Origin of the sequence: Flectobacillus sp. BAB-3569 (genome assembly GCF_002270355.1) — a bacterium.
Classification (GTDB): Bacteria; Bacteroidota; Bacteroidia; order Cytophagales; family Spirosomataceae; genus Flectobacillus; species Flectobacillus roseus.
The window spans coordinates 55666-79142 of sequence record NZ_NJFZ01000017.1; the positions used below are offsets into that span (position 1 = coordinate 55666).

Annotated in this window: 12 protein-coding genes; 3 read left to right on the forward strand and 9 right to left on the reverse strand. The window is 39.1% G+C overall.

Features of this window, described 5'->3' with window-relative positions:
• Positions 1-38: 38 nt before the first annotated feature.
• Positions 39-3011: a TonB-dependent receptor gene (locus tag BWI92_RS16265; protein WP_229363211.1), complete on the reverse strand. Its 2973-nt coding sequence runs from the start codon at positions 3009-3011 to the stop codon at positions 39-41.
• 336 nt (positions 3012-3347) lie between these two features.
• On the opposite strand from BWI92_RS16265, the gene BWI92_RS16270 reads away from it, so the two are divergent.
• The 3 genes from BWI92_RS16270 to BWI92_RS16280 all read left to right on the forward strand — a co-directional run bounded on the left by BWI92_RS16270 (position 3348) and on the right by BWI92_RS16280 (position 10555).
• Positions 3348-7496: a two-component regulator propeller domain-containing protein gene (locus tag BWI92_RS16270; RefSeq protein ID WP_176464453.1), complete on the forward strand. Its 4149-nt coding sequence runs from the start codon at positions 3348-3350 to the stop codon at positions 7494-7496.
• A gap of 406 nt (positions 7497-7902) precedes the next feature.
• The gene (locus tag BWI92_RS16275; protein ID WP_095164379.1) at positions 7903-8265 is read left to right on the forward strand and encodes a PleD family two-component system response regulator; all 363 of its coding nucleotides are present in this window, start codon (positions 7903-7905) and stop codon (positions 8263-8265) included.
• A 319-nt stretch (positions 8266-8584) separates the two neighbouring features.
• Positions 8585-10555 (forward strand): alpha/beta hydrolase domain-containing protein, encoded by a 1971-nt coding sequence (locus BWI92_RS16280; protein WP_095164381.1) that lies wholly within the window; start codon positions 8585-8587, stop codon positions 10553-10555.
• Positions 10556-10637: 82 nt separating this feature from the next.
• Here BWI92_RS16280 and BWI92_RS16285 read toward each other — a convergent pair whose 3' ends face one another.
• From BWI92_RS16285 to BWI92_RS16320, 8 genes are all read right to left on the reverse strand, one after another.
• A complete protein-coding gene (locus tag BWI92_RS16285; RefSeq protein ID WP_176464454.1) occupies positions 10638-11627 on the reverse strand; it encodes a chloride channel protein in 990 nt (329 codons plus the stop codon).
• A complete protein-coding gene (locus BWI92_RS16290) occupies positions 11624-12046 on the reverse strand; it encodes a hypothetical protein (protein WP_095164385.1) in 423 nt (140 codons plus the stop codon). The genes BWI92_RS16285 and BWI92_RS16290 overlap by 4 nt, the downstream gene beginning before the upstream one ends.
• A gap of 189 nt (positions 12047-12235) precedes the next feature.
• Complete coding sequence (locus BWI92_RS16295) at positions 12236-12559, reverse strand: DUF952 domain-containing protein (RefSeq protein WP_229363213.1); 324 nt, start codon at positions 12557-12559, stop codon at positions 12236-12238.
• Between the two features lie 38 nt (positions 12560-12597).
• Complete coding sequence (galA, locus tag BWI92_RS16300; RefSeq protein ID WP_095164389.1) at positions 12598-16014, reverse strand: beta-galactosidase GalA; 3417 nt, start codon at positions 16012-16014, stop codon at positions 12598-12600.
• 89 nt (positions 16015-16103) lie between these two features.
• Entirely contained in the window at positions 16104-17150 is a 1047-nt protein-coding gene (locus BWI92_RS16305; RefSeq protein WP_095164391.1) for a glycosyl hydrolase 53 family protein, read from the reverse strand.
• Between the two features lie 294 nt (positions 17151-17444).
• Positions 17445-18503, reverse strand: a complete 1059-nt coding sequence (locus BWI92_RS16310; RefSeq protein WP_095164393.1) for a SusE domain-containing protein — start codon at positions 18501-18503, stop codon at positions 17445-17447.
• Positions 18504-18824: 321 nt separating this feature from the next.
• A complete protein-coding gene (locus tag BWI92_RS16315; protein ID WP_095164395.1) occupies positions 18825-20432 on the reverse strand; it encodes a RagB/SusD family nutrient uptake outer membrane protein in 1608 nt (535 codons plus the stop codon).
• A gap of 10 nt (positions 20433-20442) precedes the next feature.
• Positions 20443-23430 (reverse strand): TonB-dependent receptor, encoded by a 2988-nt coding sequence (locus BWI92_RS16320; RefSeq protein ID WP_095164397.1) that lies wholly within the window; start codon positions 23428-23430, stop codon positions 20443-20445.
• Positions 23431-23477: the final 47 nt, after the last annotated feature.

Sequence of the window (23477 nt, forward strand, 5' to 3'; positions counted from 1 at the left end):
CCATTTTGTCTTCAAAAAGCTACAGGCAAACTTTACGTTTATTTCAAACTAACATTCAAGCCCAATACCAATTGACGAGTTAATGGGTAGTTGTTTGTCCAGTCGCCCGAACCTCTCTGCGATTGTGCAGATTCTGGGTCCCAACCAATCCAGTTGGTAAAAGTGTAAAGGTTACGTCCACTTGCATATACCGTCAAGCCACCCAAACCTAGTTTATCCAAAATGGTTGGCGTAAACACATAACTCAAGGTTACATCTTTGATTCTAGTGAAACTTGCATCAGAAGCGTATCCATATCCTCTTGGGTTTTTATATGCCAATGAAGGACGTGTTTGGCTCATGTTTTCAGCAGTCCAATATCCTACATCGATTGGCGTATTTCTCTTACCTGTTTCATCAGCATATGTCAAATCGTTGTTGTTACGAGTAATGCCTTGAACCGTTTGGATAAATACATTCAAGTGGAAGTTTTTGTAGTGGAATGTATTTGTCAAACCTCCTGTCCATTTTGGAGCAGTTTGTCCTAAAATAACGCGGTCTTCAGCAGTGATTTTACCATCGCCATTTACATCCGTAAATTTCAAATCACCCGCAACCGCACCTGGGTCTTGCTTAGACGCATCCTCTCCTTTTTGCCAAACACCAGCCAATTTGTAGTCATAAATAACACTGATTGGCTGACCGATAAACCAACGGTTTCCTAAGTCATCTTTCTTATCACCGTATAAGTCTACAATTTTGTTTTGGTTAGAAGCAAAAACCACTGTTGTTTCCCATTTGAAATCTCCTTTGGTTACATTACGAGTATTCAAAGTCAATTCGATACCTGTGTTTGAAGTTTCGCCAAGGTTATCAAATACGTTGTAATATCCTGTTACAATTGGTAAACTTCTTTGCAATAAGATACCTGTAGTATTGTTTTTGTACAATTCCAAACTACCGTTGATTCTATTGTTAAAGATTCCAAAGTCAACACCGATGTTGCGGCTCAAGGTTGTTTCCCACTGAAGATTACCGTTACCAAGGTTACCTGCAACAGCACCGATAGTACTCAAACCATTGAATGGACCACGAACGATGTTGTTAGTAGTAATGGTTCGATAAACCGAAATAGCTTCGTTACCAGATTGACCTACCGACAAACGTAATTTCAGGTTATTGATAGTACAATTGTTTTTCATGAAATTTTCATTCATTACATTCCAACCTAAGGCTACTGATGGGAACAATCCGTATTTTGAAGTATTCGCACCAAATACCGACGAACCATCACGACGTGCAGTTACCGTAAACAAATAACGACTGTCGTAAGAGTAGTTTACACGCAACATTTGAGAATTCAAACCATAACGGTCTGCATACGAAGCACTTGACTGAGTAGCGCCAGCACCGATTGAATTAAAACCTAATTCATCATTCACAAAACCTGTTGCTCTTGCTGAGGCTTCGTTATACTCTCTTTGTTGAGCAGAATATAGTGCTGTTAAGTCTAAATGGTGTTTATCCCAGTCTTTGGTATATGAGAGGATATTTTCCAAAGTAAAACTGTTAGTTTGCGAATAGAAAGAGTTAGCTGTACCTAACAAATCATTCGCTTGGCGACCAGTATATGAACCTGTGTGGCGAGGAATGAATGAATATCCTAGGTTCATTCTATACTTCAATCCTGTCAACTTTCCACCAAACTTAATTTCACCATATGCATTACCATTCAAGTTTGTATTGCCATCCACACGACTAGTTGTTAAGCCCAACATTGGGTTGGTATACAACTGCTCTGGGAACATCGGATAAATCGTATAAGTACCGTCGTTGTTATAAATCTGACCATACGGACTCATCGCAGAAGCATTCAACAAGTTGGTGCGACCGCCATCATAATTGTTATTATTGATAAATAACGAAGTACCTACTGTCAAGAAATCCGTTACGTTGATATCTAAGTTCGAACGGAAACTAATTCTTTTATACTGGTATCCTTTGATTACCCCTTTCTGATTCAAGTAATCACCACCGATAAAGTATTTGATATTTGGCGTACCTCCCGAAATACTTAAGTTGTGGTTTTGCATGATACCAGTCTGACTTGCCAATCCTAACCAATCTGTTTCGATACCTTTATTATAGTTCGTCAACTCATTGTAGTTTGGCACAGGACTCGTTTGAGTTTGACCAGTTTGGATTAAATAATCCTTGTATTTCTGTAAATACTCAGCGCCATTGCGAGGGCGAAGTACATGAGAGAATTCTTCGATACCTGTGTAGTTGCTATAGCGGATTGATGGTTTACCAGTTTTACCACGTTTGGTCGTAATCAAAATGACCCCATTCGCACCGTTTGTACCATAGATTGCTACCGCAGAAGCATCTTTCAAAATCTCCATCGACTCGATGTCATTCGGGTTAATGTCGTTTAATGAACCTCCTGTTTTGCTCAAAGGAATACCATCAACCACTACAAAAGGACCTGAACTTGCATTGATAGAGTTTTGTCCACGTACAATCGTTGAAGGCTCCGAACCTGGAATTGAAGAAGACTGCGAAACGTTTACCCCTGCCACAGAACCTTGAACAGCCTGCATTACATTGGTAACAGGTAGTTGAGATAATCTGTTTTTAGGAACCGATGCAACCGAACCCGTAATATCCGAACGCTTTTGAGTACCATATCCCACAACCACTACTTCATCCAAAGATTTAGTATCAGCTTTCAACTGAACATTTACGACTGAGCGACCACCTACCGTAGTTTCTTGAGTAGTAAATCCTACGTACGTCACCACTAGCACAGCCTCTTTCGAGTCATCAATTTTTAGGGTAAAATTTCCTTTCGAATCTGTATTAGTACCAATACTTGTACCTTTTACAGCCACACTTGCCCCTGGTAAGCCTTCGCCTTTTTCATCGGTAATCTGACCAGTAATTGTTTTTTCTTTTAGCGTAGTAGCGCCGAGAGTAGACTTGACATTAGTAGAGCTAGCTACAAGGTTGTTAGCCTGTAGATTTTCCATACTAAGCACTAGACTACATAATAGTAACCATTTGATTTTCATAGGCTCCTAATGTTTGATTGGGATTTTATTATTTAGAAGAATTTGAGGAAATACTTGCTATCTATCTAAGAATGGGTAAATCCTACATTTGAATAATACAAAACTACAGGGTGGCACTGGGCTTGACGGGGGCTTTTTTCGTCAAAAACGGGGGAGAAAATCACAGAAGCCATATTTGTGTTATTTTTACACAATTTTATTAGATAATCAGTTTTTTTATCTAAAACTACAGTAGTCCTTCTGCATCTTGTTCTTATTAATATGATTCTGTGTAGACGATTGAATGTTAATAGTATGAAAGTAGTAAAATTATTAATGGTGCTTTTGCTGATGGCAATAGTACAGAAAGAGCTGTGCGCTCAAACAAGCTCAAACAAGTTTCAGTTTGAACACCTCACCATCAATGAGGGCTTGCCGCATAGCGATGCCATGTGCGTAGTAGAGGATAATTTGGGGTTTATCTGGGTAGGTACCAACGACGGAATTGCCCGATATGATGGCTTTGAGTTAAAGAAATATAAGTTACCTGTAAATCCTTTGAATGGACTAACCTCTAATCGAATTCAAGTTTTCCATAAACAAAACAACGGTACTTTATGGTATGGCGCTGAGCGCGCTGGGCTTGGCTATTATGAGGTCAATAAAGATAAGTTTGTCAATATTTCAGAAAACCTTAGTGCTACCGTTGATAGATCGACAGTACAATTACTTCGCAAAGCCAGCATTTTGTCGATTGCCACCGACCAGTCTAATCACCTTTATGCCTGTTCACGTGATGGGGTATTTGTGCTAACCCTTGGCAATAATCAGGTATTAGAAAAAATTACTAGGGTTGCTATTTTAGGAAATCAATTACAATATACGGCCAATGAGGTTATACTAGATTCCAAACAACAAGTGTGGATTGCTACGGTAAACCAAGGGTTGTTTCTCCTATCATCTTCCCAACAAACACAGGCTCAAAAAGCACCTTTCCCAAGCGAAACAGTTCGCGCGATCCAGTTTGATAGCAAAGGTAATTTATGGCTTGGCGCAGATACAAAATTGTACTTTATCAGTCCAGCTGAACAAAAGGAGTTTAAGAATTTTACCTTACACCAAGCCTCCACTTCCATCGAGGATATGGAATGTATTAGCATCGATTCGTTTAATCGTTTGTGGGTGGGCACCAACTTTGGACTTTATTGCTGGGAGGACATCAGTGAGCCTATTCGCGTGCTTGAGAACAAACCTCAACTCTTTTTACCTAAAGACGACAACCCAAATAGCATCAATTCTGGACGAGTCCACCAGGTATATGAAGATGCAAACCATATTTTGTGGTTAGCAGCTTCGGCAGGAGGTTTGAATAAGGTCGATTTGAAAAGAAAGCCTTTCGAAAATCTTCAACGTCGTTTTTTCCAAACTCCTACCCTACCCAACAACTATGTCAATGCGGTATTAAAAGACCCTCAGCATAATTGGCTGTGGATAGGTACCAGAAATGGATTTTCGAAATACGATTTTGACACCAAATCTTATACCAACTATGCCAATCGTGAGCTCAACGGCGACGCCACGGGCACGGATGTTTCAACACTCTTGATGGATACCAAGCGGACACTCTGGGTGGGTACTCGCTATAATGGGTTGTATGTGTTACAAAATGGTGCCTTAAAAAAAATTAATTTACCGACTCCTTCGACCAGTATTGAAAGTATTATCGAAACGTCAGACGGCTTTATCTGGATTGCTACTTTCGAATATGGAATTTTAAAACTTGACAAAGCAGGAAAAGTCCTCAATATATACTCGACTAACAACCATAATCTGCTGGCTCGTCAGTTCACCCATCTTTTGTATGACAAAACCAAAGAGCAAATCTGGGCAAGTACAAGGGATATGGGCGTTTTGTTATTTCAGATTCAAACCACTGGGCTAAAGCTATTACAAAAATTTAGCTTTGAAGAAAACAATCCCAATTCCTTAAGCGTCAACTTTGCTTGGCAAAAAGTCCAAGATCTTTCTGGAGCCATATGGGTTGGGACTATTGGTGGTGGCTTAAACAAAATCGAGCCCCTAAAAAATGGCAAATACCTAGTTAGACGCATCAATATTCCTGAATCTAATGTAGAAGGTATTTTGCAGGATAAACAAGGAAATATCTGGATTGGAGGCTCTGGACTGGGAAGATATAGCCCAAAGTCAGGACAATGGATACATTATGACGTAGCTGATGGGATTCAGAGTAATTCGTTCAAAGTCGGTGCTGCCTATCAAGATGCCTCAGGTATTCTCTACTTGGGCGGAATCAAAGGCGTTACGTATTTTAATCCCGAAAAAATCCAACCAAGTTTACAGGCGCCAACGGTTCGTTTTACTAATCTAAAAATCTTTAACCAAACGGTACAAATTGGTGAAGAAATCAACCATCGAGTGATACTGCCAGCGCCATTCAACCAACTCGATGAACTTGAAATTCATGCCAATGAAAATGACTTTTCGATTGAATTTGTAGGATTAAACTTTGCCAACCCTGCCAAGACAAGCTATGCTTACAAGCTTCAAGGGTATAACCCACATTGGGTGTATGTAGGCTCAAATGCCCGTATTGCGAATTTTGCCAATTTACCCTCTGGGTATTACAAACTCTACGTAAAAGCGTACAACGGCGAAGGGCAATGGTCTAAAATTGAAACCGTTACGATTCATATCTTACCGCCTTGGTATCAAACTTGGTGGGCGTATCTCCTATATCTAGGATTGATTATCGCTGGTTTGTATTTGTATCGTAAAATCACCTTGCGCCATCAAAAACTACAGAATGAGCTTTCGTTAGAAACCTACAAAACTGAAAAAGAAAAGGAATTAACAGACTTAAAACTTCGTTTTTTCACGAATGTTTCGCATGAATTAAGAACACCATTAACCTTAATATTAGGACCTTTGGAGGAAATGATTACGATGCCAAGTCCATTTAGGAGCAAATTGCTATTAGTTCATCAACAAAGTAAAAAGTTGTATGATTTGGTCAATCAGTTATTGGAATTCAGAAAAGTAGAATCGGGACATATCTCTATTTCGGCAAGTAAAGACAACATTATTCCAATGTTGAGTGAAATTTTGTTGATTTTTCAGTTAAAATCTGAAGAACAACAAATTGAATATACCATTGACTTGCCTCAAGAAGAAGTCGAGCTGTTTTTTGATTCTTCAAAAATTGAAATCATTCTTACGAATTTACTTTCTAACGCTTTTAAATATACTGCATCGGGTGGAAAAATACAGGTGAGAGTCCGAACAGTAGGGAATTCGAGGGAGAAAGCACTTTTTGAGCATAATCAATTATCCAATCATTATTTGGAAATTTCTATTCAAGATAATGGCGTTGGAATGGAAGCCTCAGCGCTTTCTCAGATATTTGACCCTTATTTTCAGGCATCTCATACCGAAACCATGAAATTGGTTGGAACAGGTATTGGATTGTCCTTGGTCAAGCAATTTGTTGAAGCGCATCATGGTGAAATCTTGGTTCAAAGTGAAATCGGAAAAGGAACAACTTTTACCATAAAGCTCCCATACGGTTCTGCGCATTTGAAACCCGAAGAAATCACGCAAAATACACCTAAAGAGCTTACTTGGTTGCAAAATCCTCCTCAAACGCTCCAAAATATTGACACAAACCATGATGCCAGCCATGCACAAAAAGTACTGATCGTAGAAGACCATCCTGAAGTACGACAATACATCCAAAAACTTTTTGAATCTCATTATCAAACTTTTACCGCCATTGATGGTCAAGATGGTTTGGAAAAAGCCAACCATTTGATGCCAGACCTCATTATTAGCGATGTCATGATGCCTCATGTCGATGGTTTGGAACTTTGTCGAAAACTAAAACAAAATCCAAAAACTTCCCATATTCCTGTGGTGCTACTGACGGCTCGGTCGGCGGCAGCACATCAAATTGAAGGCTTGGAAAATGGGGCTGATGAATATTTGTCAAAACCTTTTCATCCACAGTTACTACAAACCAAAGTCCAAAATCTCTTACACAATCGCCTGTTGATTCGGGATTATTATCAACGACAAATATTGCTTCAACCAAGTGCTGTTTCAATTCCTGATGATACCAAAACCTTCTTGGAAAAAGCGATGAAAATCGTGGAAGAAAATTTGAGCAATCAGGATTTTAATGTGCAAGAGTTGGTAAAAGCAATGGCTATGAGTCAATCAGGTTTTTATCGCCAAATAAAATCAATTACGGGCCAGTCTGTGGTAGAATTTATTCGAGATATTCGTTTAAAACGAGCTGCGCAACTTTTATCCAGCACCGATTTGAGGGTGCAAGAAGTGGCAACCATTGTAGGAATAGAGGATGCCAAATATTTCAGAAAAATGTTCCAGCAAATTTATCAATACGCACCATCGGAATATGCTAAAATTCACAAGAATGCAAAGTAGAATTTAGATATGAATGTACATTTTATGCGTGGTAGGCTGTGGGCATAATGCCCTGAGTTAGTAGGCAAAATAGAATTTAATTTTTTGCCTAAGGCATTCAGGTATCGGCCTTCGGCGATGGGCTATGGGAAAATGCATGTCCGTGGTCGTTAAAAACATTTTAACACTCTTTGTCTTGTGCCTAAAACACAAAACTTAGATCTTTTTTTGCATGATTACTTAAGCTTAAATTTTAATAATTTGTCTTTGAAAATAATATAAACATGTGCTTAATGCCAACCGCTTACAGCCTAAAGCCTATTTATTAATTTTTTTAAAAAATACGCTCTTAACGAAATCCAAATTATATCCAATTTCGTAAGTATGTTATTGGACAATTCCAATAACAACCCATAAAACTTTATAAATGAAAGTATTAATTGCTGAAGACGAACCACTTCTTCGAAGATTGCTCATTGACAAATTTTCTAGAAACGATTGTACCGTTATTAGTGCCGAAAATGGATTAGATGCCATTGAAAGCTTTGATAATTTACAGCCTGATGTTGTCATTACTGATTTGAACATGCCGTATGCAGGAGGACAAGAATTGATTCTTCATATTCGAGAATCTAAGTTTGCAGACACTCCTATTCTGGTGTTATCAGGTACTAGTAATGAGCATACCATCAATGATGTTTTTAGATTAGGCGCCAATGATTTTGTAGAAAAACCATTCAGAATGAATGAGTTACTACTCCGAGCACAAAGATTGATTCATCTTAACTAATGAGTCTCAACAATCTAAGTTAAAACCGTCCTTACATATTACTGCATTAAATAGGAACCCAAGCCGAAATCAATCGGCTTGGGTTTCGCTTTTTAGTATAACTTTATTTTATGAGAGATCCTTTAAAGTTCACAGTTTGAAGACTCACTGTACAGTGATTCCATTTAACGGGTGAATTTATTCATCTGTAACGAATATATTGAAACAGCCTCTATATTTGTAGCCATTTAAGCATGAGTATGTAGTAATATTGCTAATTATATTTCTAGCTAAATACTCTTATCTGTACCAAAATCAATTCCCCTTCAACCAATTTTTTATGAAAAAAATTACCCTATTCATTCTATTCTTGTGGACTATTGGCAATTACTCTGTTTCTGCAAAAATCACTAAAATTGAAATTCTCAAACAAGAATCGTATCAAAACGGTCGCGTATTTGGCAACGTAGGTGCTTTTGTGAGAATTACAGGTTTGGCTTATGGTGAAGTAAATCCTTTTGAGGCGCACAACAAAATCATTCAAGACATCACGCTTGCCCCTCGCAACAGCCGTGGAATGGTGGAATATGTCACTGAGTTTGTAATGTTGAAACCCGTAGACATGAGCAAATCTAATGGTTTACTCTTTTACAATGTTCCTAACCGAGGCAATGCGTATGGACCCGACACCACTCTTATGAAGCGCGGCTATGTGTTCCTTTGGGGAGGCTGGCAAGGAGATTTGTATGGCGACAATAAGCTCAAAATTAAAGTTCCCGTGGCAACTCAAAACGGCAAAACAATTATGGGCAGACTTCATACTGAATTTGTGGTGAATGATCCTACGCCAACTGTTCCTTTGAGTGGCACAACTTTTACAGGACAATTCCATCAGCCTTATGAAACTGCCAGTTTAGATCCTAAGACAGCAAGATTAACCAGAAAATTTAACCCATTAGATGAGCCAATCGAAATTCCATCGACAGAATGGTCATTTAGTGATTGTAGCAAAGGCGACTGTGTGCCCAGCACAACCCAACTTTCTTTGAAGGGAGGCTTTGACCCAAATTATATTTACGAATTTCAATATACTGCTAAAAATCCCTTAGTATTAGGCTTGGGATTAGCAGCTACGAGAGATATTGTCGATTTTTGTCGATACGATAAAAGTGTACAAAACCCATTGGCAGGATATGTCAAAAAATCTGTTGCCATTGGAGTTTCACAATGTGGTAACTTTTTGAGAACATTTCTTCATTTGGGATTTAATGCCAGCGAAAAAAACCAGATTATTTTTGATGGACTCAACGTTCATGTGGCTACTCGTAAAACTTCGGTAAACATCCGTTTTGGTCGCCCAGGAGGTGCAGGTTTACAACATGAAGAAATCCTATTTGCTGGCAATGAAGCCCCATTTACATGGAATATCACGACCGACCCGCTTTCGGGCACCACGGGCGGAATCCTTGAAAACTGTGCAAAACAAGGCTTTTTACCCAAAATTATGCACACCCTGAGTTCCACAGAATATTGGCAAATGCGTATGTCTTTACGTACCACAGATGTATATGGTAAAACAGATTTGGAAATTCCTAAAAATGTAAGAATCTATCATTTTGCCAGCACACAGCATGGCCCTGCCCCGAACGAAAACATCAATAAGATCACTGGGCAGTCTAACAATACTAACTCTTTCAATGATTCATGGAGAGCATTGCATGTGGCACTCGAACAATGGGTGATGGAAGGCAAAAACCCACCAGCAAGCCAATATCCAAAAGTGGCAGACAAGACGCTTGCTAAAAGTACCGAAATCGGTTGGCAAACGCTACCCAATATCCCATTCAAAGGATTGGTAGATGGTTATACAGTGAGAGATTTTGGTAAAGAATTTCAAGCAAAATGGATGACAGGCATTGTACACGAACCAGCCAAACTCATCAAAGATAAGGTTTATACGGTTTTGGTACCTGCGGTAGATCAAGACAACAATGAAATTGGTGGCTTACATACCCTAACAAGACGTGTTCCACTTGGCACTTACACAGGCTGGGCACTCAGAATCAAAGGCTATGGAGAAGGGAATTTAGCTCCATTAGACGGCTATTTTCTGCCATTTGCCAAAACTAAAGCTGAAAGATTGGTCAAAAATGACCCTCGTCTATCACTAGAAGAAAGATATGGTAACTTGGAACACTATGTTTCATTAGTCAAAAAAGCAGCCGAAGAAATGGTAAAAGAAGGTCTAATTCTCCCAGAAGACGCAGAGCGAGAAATTAAGAAGGCAGAGAATAATAGTTTGTTTGATTAATCAAATAAAAAACCACAACCCTTGGTTAAACTTTTGGGTTGTGGGTTAATTTAGGTTATCTCAGCCAAAAACTTGTCTCCTATTACGTTTTCTCAACTTCTATCTTCTCTTCCACATCTTTTAAATACAAGTCCTTTAGTTGGTCGTAAAACGAGTGTGACGAAACGAAATTCGCAATTACGTTGGCGATAAAGCCTCCTATCAATAAAAAGAAAATGATAGAATGTCGATCTGTCATTTCAAAAATAATGATTGCACTGGTGAATGGCGCACGCGTTACACCTGTCAAAAATGCCGTCATCCCAATCAGAATGAGTAAATTGGCATTGCCACCTGTAAGATGCAATAGCTGTGAAACATACGCACCGACGGTAGCTCCTGCACTTAAGGACGGTGCAAAAACGCCTCCTGCTCCTCCAAATCCGAAAGAAGTCATCAGTCCTACAATTCGTACTAAAGGTAAATACCATTCCACAGATTTATAGTTGGTAAATAATACCCGCTCCATGATTTCTTTGCCAGAGCCCATTGCCTCGAAGCCTAGAAAGTAAATCGTTGTCGCAACCCATAATCCACACAAAACAATGGCAAAAACTTTTTTAGGAATGGAAGAAATTCTACCAAAAAACTGCATGAACTTCAAGAGCAAAACACACATTTTACTCCCTAAATAACCTGCAACAATTCCTACTGCTATTATTCCCACTATTACTGTCAAACCATCAAATCCTGTTTTGGGAGTACCTAAGTACAAATATGAACCTCCTAATCCTTGAGCTGTGAGACCCGCAGTAATTACTGTAATAAAAAGAGGCGTTTTATAATATCTGATATGAAATTTTGAGAGTTCTTCTATCGCAAAAATCACTCCGCCTAAGGGTGTATTAAATGCCGAAGCAAGCCCTGAAGCAGCGCCAGCAATCAACATGTTTTTCTCCGAAATATTAATCCACCATTTGGGTAAGGCTCTTTTTATTTCTAGAAATATTGAACTCCCTATTTGGATAGTTGGTCCTTCTCGCCCAACAATTCCTCCTCCAAGCACCTTGATTGCACTTGAAAATATTTTCACCAAATCACCTTAAACCCTAGAAAATAGCGAATCATTGACTTTTCTTCTGGCTTTTCTAATTCCAATGCAGCCATCACTTGCGGAATTCCACTGCCTTTGGTATAGGGCGCAAAATGCTGAGCAATCCACCAAGAAAGAACAAATGAAAGCGGTGTAACCAAAAATACACTGAGCGGCGAATACTCAAAAAGTTGAATAGACCAATGTTCAGCGATACTAAAAATACGGCTATACAGAAAAGCTACCGCACCCGTAATTAGCGCTCCAATCAGATAAGGAATAATTTGGAAAGTTTGTTTTCTAAGGGATTTATTGGTAGATAAAGTGCGCAGATATAGTTCCTTAACATAATTCCAAAACACCTTCCCAAGGGGATGTCTTTTGATTTTTACAATATTTCTTTTCCTTGAAAAATTCAATTTTACAATTGTTTTAATGAGTATCTTTTTGATAGGTTAGATACAAAAATAGGATATTGATTTGTCGGAATTTATTAGAATTTCATTAGTAATCAGCTTACATAAAAATAAAGTGCTTTAAAAACCTCATACCATGTTATTGTATCAGGATTTTTAAAGCACTTTATTTTTATTAGAAAATTACAAGTCTTATCTTTTCCAAATACCATCTGTATCTGGCTGGATTACCTCCACCTGAGTCACTGCACTCATATTTAATTTACCATAAAGATGCGGAAATACACCATGATCACCAGCTGATTCAAATTTTAATTCAGCTTCTAATAAATCTTGGTTGATATGTAGTAAAATCAAGCGAGGAACTCCCACAAAAAAGCGATTTAGCGTACCTTCTACCTGTTCAGGGGTAGAAAAATGAATAAAAGTTTCTTGCGCTAATGTTTCGGATTCGTAATGGGATAATCCCTCAAACTTAGCCCACCATTCTGGCGTAACAATATGATGAAGTAACATAATTGGTTGTTTTAAGATTTGGGTGCAAAGTTAAATCATTACTTCAATAAAAATTGCTTACTTATTTCATCATACGTAGCCAAATGGTAATTGGCTTTTCCATCTTTTTCAAAGATAGCCTCCCAAGTATTGAGCGGTTCCCAAATACAAGTTCCTTTGCCTTTGCCATTCGGTAAATTAAAAGCCACTTGATTGACTTCATTTTTCATTTGTGAGTATTCTACCACGATAACATCTTTGTTGTATCGCTCAATCAGGTTACTGAGATTGTCTCGCAAATCCTCAATGGTACCATGCCATTTTGGATAATAAGATTCCCCAATCACATCAAAATGAACGCCACGTGCCAGCATATTATCAATAAACTGAACCGATTCATGATTTTGTCCGCCCAAAGCTACATGTAACATCATGATAGTTTGTGGAGCCACCGCCTTCACCGCCGCAGTACCTGCATTGATGAGTTGTGCCAATTGGTCAGTATTCGAAAAACTACCTTCTGGCCAAACTAATCCATGATTGATTTCATTGCCTACTTGTACCATATCGGGCAAAGTTCCCTGTGCCTTCAAGGCTTGCATCACCTCATACGTGTAATCATATAAAGATTTTTTGAGGTCTGAAAATTTCTTCCCTTCCCACGCCAAAGGCTTAAACTGCTTGCCAGGGTCAGCCCAATAATCTGAATAATGAAAATCCAATAATACTTTCATCCCAAGTGCTTTGGCACGTTTGACCATTTCTTTGGTATGAGCCAAATCACAAAACCCTGTTGTTGGTGAATAGCCTTTTGGCTGGGCAGGATTATGGAAAATTCTCAAACGAACATAATTAAAACCATGATCTTTCAAGATTTGGATGGCATCTTTCTCAACACCCTTGTCGGAAAATTTGATATTTTTTGCTTCTAATTCTGGTAAAAAAGAAATATCCGCTCCGAGCATTTTATCAATCGCTGCTGATTTTTTGGCTTCTGGTTTAAGTTGGTACGTTGGGTCGATACTTACTTGTGCTATTTTTTCGGGAGAAACGGTCAAAATATCTGTTCCACCAGCATATAAGCCTGTTGCCGATGCCTCAAACTGAATCATACTTGGATTTTCACCCATTTGGACAATTACCTGACATTTTCCATTAAATAAACTACGTTGCCACATTCCCTCAGAACATTGGTCTGGCTCATGACTACTTGGGTCGCCATTACCCACACCGATGATTTTTGCATCGCCTTTGAGCTTAAACTTTATCAAATTATCGGCATTAGGCACTTCACGACCTTCTTTGTCTATTACCGAAATATTGATAATGCTTACATCTTTTCCATCAGCAATAGCCGTGGTTTTGTATGGCGTAACCACTACTTCGTAAGGCAAACCTGTAGTTTCTACTTTCGCTGTAATCTTTCTACCTTTTTTCCAACCTACGGCTTCCAATTTCCCAGCAGCATAATTCACAGACCAGTTCAAATGCCCATTGCGTGGCATCACCTTTTTACCTAAAGATTTTTCATTCAAGAATAGTTCTACCTCATCGGCATTGCTATTAACCCAAACATCAATCGGTTGACCTTCTTTTCCTTGCCAGTTCCAATGCGGTGCTATGTGCAACACGTCTTTGTCTGTCCACCAACTTTGATAGTAATAATAGAGATTTTTCGGAAAACCACAGACATCCATCATCCCAAAATGCGAGTTGACATTTGGCCAGCGATATGGCGTTGGCTCGCCACGATAATCAAACCCTGTCCAAATAAAACCGCCTAACCAAAAGTCATTGTTGGCAGCCAACTTCCACCATTCTTCGGCTTTACTAGCCCACCAAGGTGCTGTAATATCTTGGTCGGGAACGTATCCTCTGATGGTATCTTTTTCATAAATCCCTCTTGTGGTAACGGTACTTCCCATTTCAGTACCGATAATCGGCTGAGTTGGATGGTCTTTGTGATAATCTTCCACCGCAAACTGACGGTAGTTGAAACCACGCACAGGAATCACTTCATTTACGCCTGCAAAATGATTGGCTAAGTCTGCGGCATACGTTGAAGTGCGGGTAGGGTCTAGTTGCTTTTGTTTGGCTAATAAAGTCAAAGCAATTCTTTTTCCAACCGTATTTTTCTGAATCCATCCCTCCTCGTTACCAATGCTCCACAAAAATACAGAAGCATGATTTCTATCTCTTTTTATCAGTCTTTCAAACTGATTCATATATTCTGTTCCACTATTCAATAATCGTTGTTCGTCCAACAACAACATTCCCAAACTATCACAAGCCTCTATCAATTCGGGAGTTGGCGCATGGTGACTCGCACGATAGGCATTTGAGCCCATATTTTTCAGTAAACCGATTCGGTAATATTGCAAATAATCTGGCATAGCACTACCTACTCCCGCATGGTCTTGGTGATTGTTGGTTCCCAAGATTTCCACATGTTTCCCATTCACAAATACGCCGTTCGGTTTGATATCAATAGTACGAATACCAAATCTAAACTGTTGTTGGTCAACTACTTTACCTTGTGATTTCAATTCAACTTTAATCTTGTACAAATATGGGTCTTCTAACGACCAAAGACGAGGATTAACGGTACTGATAGCTTGAATAGCGGTCTTTTCTTCTTGAGCTTTTAAGGTAAATGCTTGCTCAGGAGACTTGGCAACCACTTTTCCGTTTCTATCCAACAAATAACTTGTAATAGTCAGGTTGTCAGACTTATAATCTTCATTTTTGAAAGTCGTCTCTACCTTTATATTGGCTTTATTGCCTGTTATCTCAGAGTAAGCAAAAATACCATCTTCCTGAATATGAGCATTTTGATAGCGGTTTAGCCATACATGACGATAAATACCTGCACCTTCATAGAACCAACCTTCGTATTGCGAAGCGTCTACACGGACTACTATAACATTGTCTTTATGAAAATTCAAAAAATCGGTAATGTCATACGAAGCGCCCAAATAACCACTTTTGTTATTTCCTAGATAAAAGCCATTAATCCAAACATTGGCATCACGATAAATGCCATCAAATTGAATAGAATAGCGACTTCCCGAATCGGCTGGCGTCAAACTAAAATGCTTGCGATACCAACCAATGGAAGTTTCAGGGAATTGACCACCAACAGGCTTAAATCCATGTGACTCTACATGCGCATCTTCGGATTTGACAAATGGCAAGGCTACCACCCAGTCATGAGGTAAATTGAGTTTCGTCCATGAAGAATCTACAAACTTCGGGTCGATAGCGGTATTCACAGCCGAACCTGATTTATAAAAAAGGTTGGTTAAACCATAATTAAAATCTTTATCAGGATTAGAAAAATGTCCCAAATGAAAACGCCAATCCTTATCAAAATTGGTTTTTGTTCTTGAGTTTTGGGATAAAGTAGGTTTCTGTATCAAAGTGACAATCGCCAATGCCAAAGTCAGTTTGAATAGATAAGTTTTTAGTTTTTGCATAAAATAGTTTAATAAAAATGAGAAATGCGGATATATATCTATACGCATTTCCAAATTTTCAAATCCTCAAATTTTCAAATCTATTGCATTTAGTCAGCAAACGAATTGAGCGCCACCGTAGGTTTTCCAGTATTATCAAAAGCCCCTAAAGTATAACCCACCCAATTATTATACGCCTGTGGTTCCCAATACAAAACGCCCAAGCCTTTCGAGCCAGAAACAGATTTTGTTTTTGTAATAATATCCTTAATGAACGCCTGACATTCGGTAGCCTGATCCCAAGGCATACCAATTTCCACAATCATCACTTCCTTGCCGTAGCGAGAAACCATATCATTCATGTTATTCAAACAATTTTGATTGGCCACCTGCCAAGTCGAATTGGCCCAAGTTGGGTATAAAGACATACCAATGACATCATACTTCGCTCCGTTTGATTTTAAGCCATCGAACATCCAACGAAATAGGCTGTTATCATAACCATTCGCTAAGTGCACAATCACCTTTGCCTGTGGGAAAACCGCCTTAACGGCATCGTATCCAGCATTAATCATTTGAGCAAAACCACTCATATTCGTCGAGGCACGACCCGTTGGCCAAAGCATTCCATCGTTGGTTTCGTTACCTACCTGCACCCATTCTGGTGTAACATTATTCTTTTTGAGTTCATTTAGTACATCTGTGGTATGATTGGCAATAGCAGTTTTTAGTCCAGCCAAATCCATATTTGCCCAAGCCGCAGGTTTGGTTTGTTTGCCAGGGTCAGCCCAGTTATCGCTATAATGAAAATCAATCATAATACGCATTCCCAAATTTTTGGCACGAATCGCCTTTGCCACCACATCGGCTTTATCGTTATAGGAAGGCGATGGATTTACCCAAACTCTCAAACGAATGGTATTCATTCCCAAGGACTTCATCAAAGCCATTCCTTCCATTTGAGTACCTGAAGCGTTGTAGAATTTGATTCCCTTGGCTTCCATTTCTGTAATCCAACTAATATCTGCACCTTTGGCAAAAGTAGATGTCACTGGCGTAACAGGCGCTGGTTCGGCTGGAGCTGGCGAATTATTGCTACAAGAAATGAGCAATACCGAAGCCATCAAAAAATGAAAATGTCGTTTTAAATTCATCATGAGAGTTTAAGTATTTGTTTTAATAAGTTAGTGCGTAAAAAAAATTCAATTATTTGGCTTTCGGCAATGGGTTTTCGGCAAGAACATATCCATAGTAACTAAAAAACATGTTAAAACTCTGATTACTGGACAAAACGAGAAAGTGTTATTCAGGTGCATAGAATTTTTCACTGAATTTTTTAAAAACAGTTTTAAACTGTTGAAAAAATGAGTCCAAGACTAAGTCTTGAACTATTTTGTCCAATAATCAAGTTAACACTATTTACCTTGTGCCTTTTGCTTAAAACACTATTTCTATTCAATCGTATAAGTATAATTCCCAGCTTTCAAATCAAGGGTAATAGTTCTTGTTCCAGTTAAGTTTGACGGAATTTTAATATCTGTTCCATCATACTCAAGACTCAAGTCGGCACCAGTATCGCCCAAATTGATGGTCCAACCGCTATTGGCTCTAAATTTCAAACTACCGACATTCAATTTTGTAGTTACTTTCCAAACATTTTTGGCCGCATCAAACTGCATCGGAATATCGTTTGACCAATTTGAACCCTCGGGAGCGTCTCCAATAATTGACCAAGTTGTTTTGGTTGCACTCCAAGTATTCGTGTTGGTATTTGCTTTGATTAAGAAATAACCATCTCCTGGCACAAACAGGTTTCCTCCGTTAGAACTCATTGTACCTGATACATCTGTTCCTGACACAGTACTACTGACCCAACCATAAGCAATACCATTCCAATCTGGTTGACTTGTCAGTTTAAATTGACGAGTACCTCCCGATATCCAAACGTATCCTTCGTATATACCATTCGAATTCCTAGAGGAGATTTTTGGTGCTGTTGCTGGATTCCAGCCCTGAAAATCTCCTGCTACCCAAAGCGATGGGTAATTGATTACGACAATGTATGGCGTAACCGAAACGGTTAATGTATTTGAATACAAATCTGCCACAGATTCAGAAATACTTGATTTTACACGAATTTCTAATTGTCCTACAGCATTAGGTTTTAATCCTTGTAAGATTGCCAGTTGATTAAAATCTGCCGTAGTATATTTGAATGAGGTTGCATTTCCCAAACTCACTTCTTTAGGCGCTGCAAAATTGGTTCCTGCTTTGGCAATTTGCAAGGTATATTTTGCGGCAGCACTAAAACCATAATCCGAACGAGCCCACGTCAAAGAAACAGTACTATCGTTGGCTGTATTGGCCGATAACACATAGCTGGTTTGAGTTGAGGTCAATTTAGGTGCTTGCGTCTGAGCACTCATATAGGTTTTTACTTCGTCATTTTCACAAGCCACAAGACTTTGCAAAAACAAGCTCAAACAGAGATATTGTATGATTTTTTTCATTGAATTTCTATTTAGAAATACCAAAATTGATTTTTTGAACAGGTAAATAATTACTAGTTCAAGACTTAGTCTTGGACTTATTTTTTAATTCAGTTTATAAACTGAAACAAAAGCTAGTCCGAGACCAAGTCTCGAACTAGGTCATTATCCATTTCGGATATCGGATGTTGGATTTCGGAAGTGAATCAATTTTTTCGACTCATGTTTTTAAAATTCTAAAATTTCCGAAATCAAAAATCCCAAATCCGCAATTATTGGAAATCCTTCGTACGGTACTAATTTTACATTCTCAATTCATAACTCATCATTCAGCACTACTACTTAGTATCCTTTATTCTGAACCAAATTCGGATTTGAAGAAAGGTCGTTGGCAGGAATAGGGAAGATATTGTATTTATCCTCCACCGAGCGACCGTTGGCAGTACCGCCCTTCCAAGCCCAGAGATAAGCTCCCGTAGTGAATTTTTTATAGCGAATTAAATCCGTTCTTCGGTGTGCCTCATAGTACAATTCACGACCTCTTTCGTCCAAGATAAAATCTAAAGTCAACTGATTGGACACGATATTCCCTGTTGTTTTACCATTGTAGGCACGTGTGCGTAATTGGTTTACCAAAGACAAAGCCGTACTCAAATCGCCACCCGTTCCACCACGCAATACCGCTTCAGCATAGGTCAAATAGATTTCTCCCATACGGAAAAGTGGAAAATCTATATCCACAAAGTTTCCTGCCAAATCTTGATTAGGTGCTTTGGCTCCTGAACGAGTCTTGTTTCTGTATTTTGAAGAAGAATACCCATCTGTTCCAGTGTACAAATCAGTCATATCTCTATTTTGTCCAATCGTGTAAAACTGAGCACGTGTATCAGTATTGCCAGAAGGGTCAACAAACAAACTCACAAAGTTTTGTGAATGGCGCAAGCCTCCCCAGTTGCCATTTGTACCTGATAAATCACCCGGCAAAGCCGCTTGACCATGCGTCAAATAGGTAGTTCCACCCCAGTTTTGGGTATTGGTACCATCGTAGGCAATCATGAAAATATTTTCTTTGGTATTCAAATGGTTGTCGGCTATGGTCAATTCACGGTAATTGGTATGCAAACCATAATTCACGTCTCTCAACTTATTGCAATACGTAATGGCGTCAGTGTATTTTGGCGTACCTGTGTACACTTCTGCATTGAGATACAAGCGAGAAAGTAATGCCCAAGCCGCTGATTTTTCAGCACGTGGATACTCGTTTTGCCCCGGTGCCATCAAATCGTTTTCGATAGCTTTTAACTCAGATTCGATATAATTGAATAAATCCTTACGCTGAATTTGCTTTGGAATAGTTGTCCCTATCGCATCGTTTTCTGTAGCAAAAGGAGGATTTCCGAACATATCCATCAAAACCCAATATTGATAGGCACGAATAAAGCGAGCTTCAGCACGGTATTTTCGGATATTGTCGGCATCAGTTCCAGTAATACCTCTTTTGCTTAAATTGGCATCCGACGATTCACGAATAAAGTCGTTACAAAGTGTTATCTGAAAAAACGAACGATAATACAATCCGTTGACAATAGGGTTAATAGCCGACCAAGACATTTCTTTTAACCCTTTTACACCAGCATCATTTTGCCAAGTCCAAGCAGCTTCGTCAGTCGTGATTTCCTGCAAATTCCAATACAAGCGTAAGAAATCGGAGTTTCCTTCATCTGCAATAATTTGAGAAGGAATATCAGGGCTCCCCGTGCCACCTGTATTACCCGTCAAAGCAAAAGCTGCATATACTTTCGCAAGCCCTTGTTTATATCCTTGTGGTGTTTTATAAACTGTTTCGGAAGTAATGTCATTGGTTGGCAATAAATCCAAATCGCTTGTGCAGGACGTACCAATACTTAGTAAAAACGCTGCGAGAGTTATTTTTATATAGGAAATTTTCATGGAGTTGTCATTAAAAATCAAAGTTCAAACCTAAAGAGAATGTGCGTGGACGAGGATACAGATTGTTATCGATACCCGAGGCCACCTCTGGGTCTAGCCCTGTGTATTTGGTAATTACAAATACATTTTGAACACTGGCATTGAGACGTAAATTGACATTGCTATTTTTCATGATTTTACCTAAATCATAACTCAAATTCGCATTGTCCATTCTCACAAATGAAGCATTTTGGATATAATAATCACTCAACAATTGCTGGCTGTTTCCTTTGAATCCTGTTGTCAGATAGTTCGTTGAAGCATTGTAAAGGACATTATTCCCTAAAATTTGATTCTGTACACCACTTTGACTATAGTTGTTATTGTATACATAATTACCCACCGACGAGCGCATCACAACACCCAAATTCCAACGCTTATAATTGAGTGAGCTACTCAAACCAAAGAAAACTTTTGGCACTGAACTTTTTCCTCTGTACAAATCATCTTGGTTGATAACACCATCACTATTTCTGTCTACGAATACACCTTCTAAGGGTTTTCCGTTAGCATCATACACTTGTTTGTACAAATAGAAAGTATTACGGGAATACCCTACTGAGTTGATGAAAGCAAACTGTCCACCAATTCCGCCAGCAATTCCGCCTGAAGGGAAACCAACATAATTTTGATCGCCAGGTACTACAGTAAGATTGGTAATTTTGTTTTCATTGTAAGTCGCATTAAAATCTAAATTCCAAGTCAACTCACGTTTACGGATAATTTGTGTACTCACACTAAACTCCACCCCTCTGTTTTCCATACTTCCGACATTGGCAACGATAAACGCCGAGAAGTTAGACCCCGCAGGTTGCGGAATATTATTCAACAAATCCTTGGTGTTTTTTACATAAAAATCAACACTACCTTTTACACGACCGTCCCAAAAACCGTAATCAATAGCAAGGTTGGTCGAAGCGGTTTCCTCCCATTTACGATTCGCGTAGAATCCTCCCGGGCGGTAACCCTGATAATAACTATTGCCGAACTGATAAGCAGCATTTGGCGCACTTAAGGCATAATAAGAATAGTAATCATAGTTTCCGATACCATCTTGCTGACCCGTAACCCCATAACTGGCACGAAGTTTTAGGGTAGAAAGTGTTTCATTTTTTGCAAAAATTCCTTCTTCCTTCAAATCCCAAGCCAAGGCAATGGATGGAAAAAGACCCCAACGATTCGCAGGTGCAAACCTCGACGAACCATCACGACGAAGCGTAGCTGTCAAGAAATATCGGTTGTTGACCGAATAGTTAGCACGACCAAAAAATGAAATCAAGGTATTTTCTGGTTTGTCAAAAGGAAAAGCGGGGTCTGTGTTCGGGTACTTTTCGCCACTAGCGGTGTAGCTAGCATAATTATAATTGGTGGTTAGGTAATTATTGTAAGAATAACCAGCCATTACATCTACACGACTTTTGAGGAAGCGTAAATCTTTGACATAGTTGAGATAAAATTCGAGTAAGGTATTTTGCTTGGTTTGTTTGTAAATATTGTTGGTTCCACCCTTGCCACCTACTACATAGCCAATCGCTGAGCTATCGGATACATAGACCGTACCTTCGCCCTTAGACACATCATAACCCAAGTTGAGGTTAGCACGTAGTTCGGGAAGAAAATGGAATTTATAGTCAAACTGAATATTCCCGATACTACGCTGCGGCGTACCTTCATCATAACGTTGCTCCAACATTCCGAGAGGGTTGCGTCCTGCCAAGTTCATCAAACCTGTTGGCGAGTTAGGGTCTAGCCATTCAAAATAGCCTCCAAAACGTTGCGGGTTTACTGTTGCATAAACGGGTTGCGTTGGGTCAAAGCTAACAGCTGCACCAATCGCACCTAAATTTGCGAATCTTGACTTTTGAAGTGAGCCTTTCAAACTTAAATCTACCTTCAAATGATTGTTAAAAAAGGTTGGGTTTAGTGAGAAAGCCAAAGAGGTACGTTGTAACTTATCAGTCTTCAAAACCCCAGTTTGCGTCTGAAATCCTAGTGAAACACGATAAGGCAATTTTGCTACCTCACCACCAATACTCAGGTTGTTATCAGTCATGTGAGCGGTCTGATAAATCACATCTTGCCAGTTCGTATTAGCTGTACCTAATAGAGCTTTTTGAGCGACTGTTCCTTTTTCATTTACGATAGTACGAAACTGATCTGCACTCAAAACACTAACTTGCTTAGCAACAGTAGAGAAGGAGTTTACAGAAGAAAAATTAATGCGTAAAGCTCCACTTTTTCCTTTTTTAGTAGTAATAATAATAACCCCATTCGAAGCACGAGTTCCATAAATTGCCGCTGCTGAGGCATCCTTCAACACCGTAAAAGTTTCGATATCATTAGGGTTGATAAAACTCAAAGGATTGGACGCACCCGCAATGCCTCCTTCGCCCTCTAATGGGACACCATCAATCACAATCAAGGGATTATTACTGGCACTCAAAGACGAACCTCCACGGATACGGATGGTACTACCAGCACCTGGCTGACCACTATTGGAGATAATAGAAACACCAGGGACTTTTCCAGAAATCAACTGTTCAGGTGTGGTAATTGCGCCCGTTTGAAAATCTTTGGAAGTAATAGACGTTACCGAACCTGTCAAATCTTTTTTGCGACTTGTTCCATAACCTACTACAACTACCTCCTCTAACGAAGTGTTGTCTGCTACCAAACTTACATTTAAGGTAGTTGCGGCAGAAACTGTTTTTTCGACTTTTACATAGCCTACCGAACTAAACACTAATATATCTCCAGTACTTGCCTTAATTTTGTATTCACCTTTGGCATCGGAGATAGTGGCAGCCTTTTTGTTTTTGACTGAAATACTCACGCCTGGGAGCGCCTCCTCAGAAGCATCTGTCACGCGACCTGTAATTAATTTGTCTTGCGCATAAGCAAAAATACTGCTTAGCGTACACAGTATTGTCAAGACAGAATACCATAAACATCTTCTCATTTTTGACTTTATTTATCAATATAGTGCTATAAAATATTTTCAAAGTC

Bases quoted from the DNA above. Each gene is read 5' to 3' on its own strand.
- BWI92_RS16265 (WP_229363211.1), bottom strand. From the start codon at position 3,011: ATGGAAAATCTACAGGCTAACAACCTTGTAGCTAGCTCTACTAATGTC.
- BWI92_RS16315 (WP_095164395.1), bottom strand. From the start codon at position 20,432: ATGAAAATTTCCTATATAAAAATAACTCTCGCAGCGTTTTTACTAAGT.
- BWI92_RS16305 (WP_095164391.1), bottom strand. From the start codon at position 17,150: ATGATGAATTTAAAACGACATTTTCATTTTTTGATGGCTTCGGTATTG.
- BWI92_RS16310 (WP_095164393.1), bottom strand. From the start codon at position 18,503: ATGAAAAAAATCATACAATATCTCTGTTTGAGCTTGTTTTTGCAAAGT.
- BWI92_RS16275 (WP_095164379.1), top strand. From the start codon at position 7,903: ATGAAAGTATTAATTGCTGAAGACGAACCACTTCTTCGAAGATTGCTC.
- galA (WP_095164389.1), bottom strand. From the start codon at position 16,014: ATGCAAAAACTAAAAACTTATCTATTCAAACTGACTTTGGCATTGGCG.
- BWI92_RS16295 (WP_229363213.1), bottom strand. From the start codon at position 12,559: ATGTTACTTCATCATATTGTTACGCCAGAATGGTGGGCTAAGTTTGAG.
- BWI92_RS16320 (WP_095164397.1), bottom strand. From the start codon at position 23,430: ATGAGAAGATGTTTATGGTATTCTGTCTTGACAATACTGTGTACGCTA.
- BWI92_RS16280 (WP_095164381.1), top strand. From the start codon at position 8,585: ATGAAAAAAATTACCCTATTCATTCTATTCTTGTGGACTATTGGCAAT.
- BWI92_RS16270 (WP_176464453.1), top strand. From the start codon at position 3,348: ATGAAAGTAGTAAAATTATTAATGGTGCTTTTGCTGATGGCAATAGTA.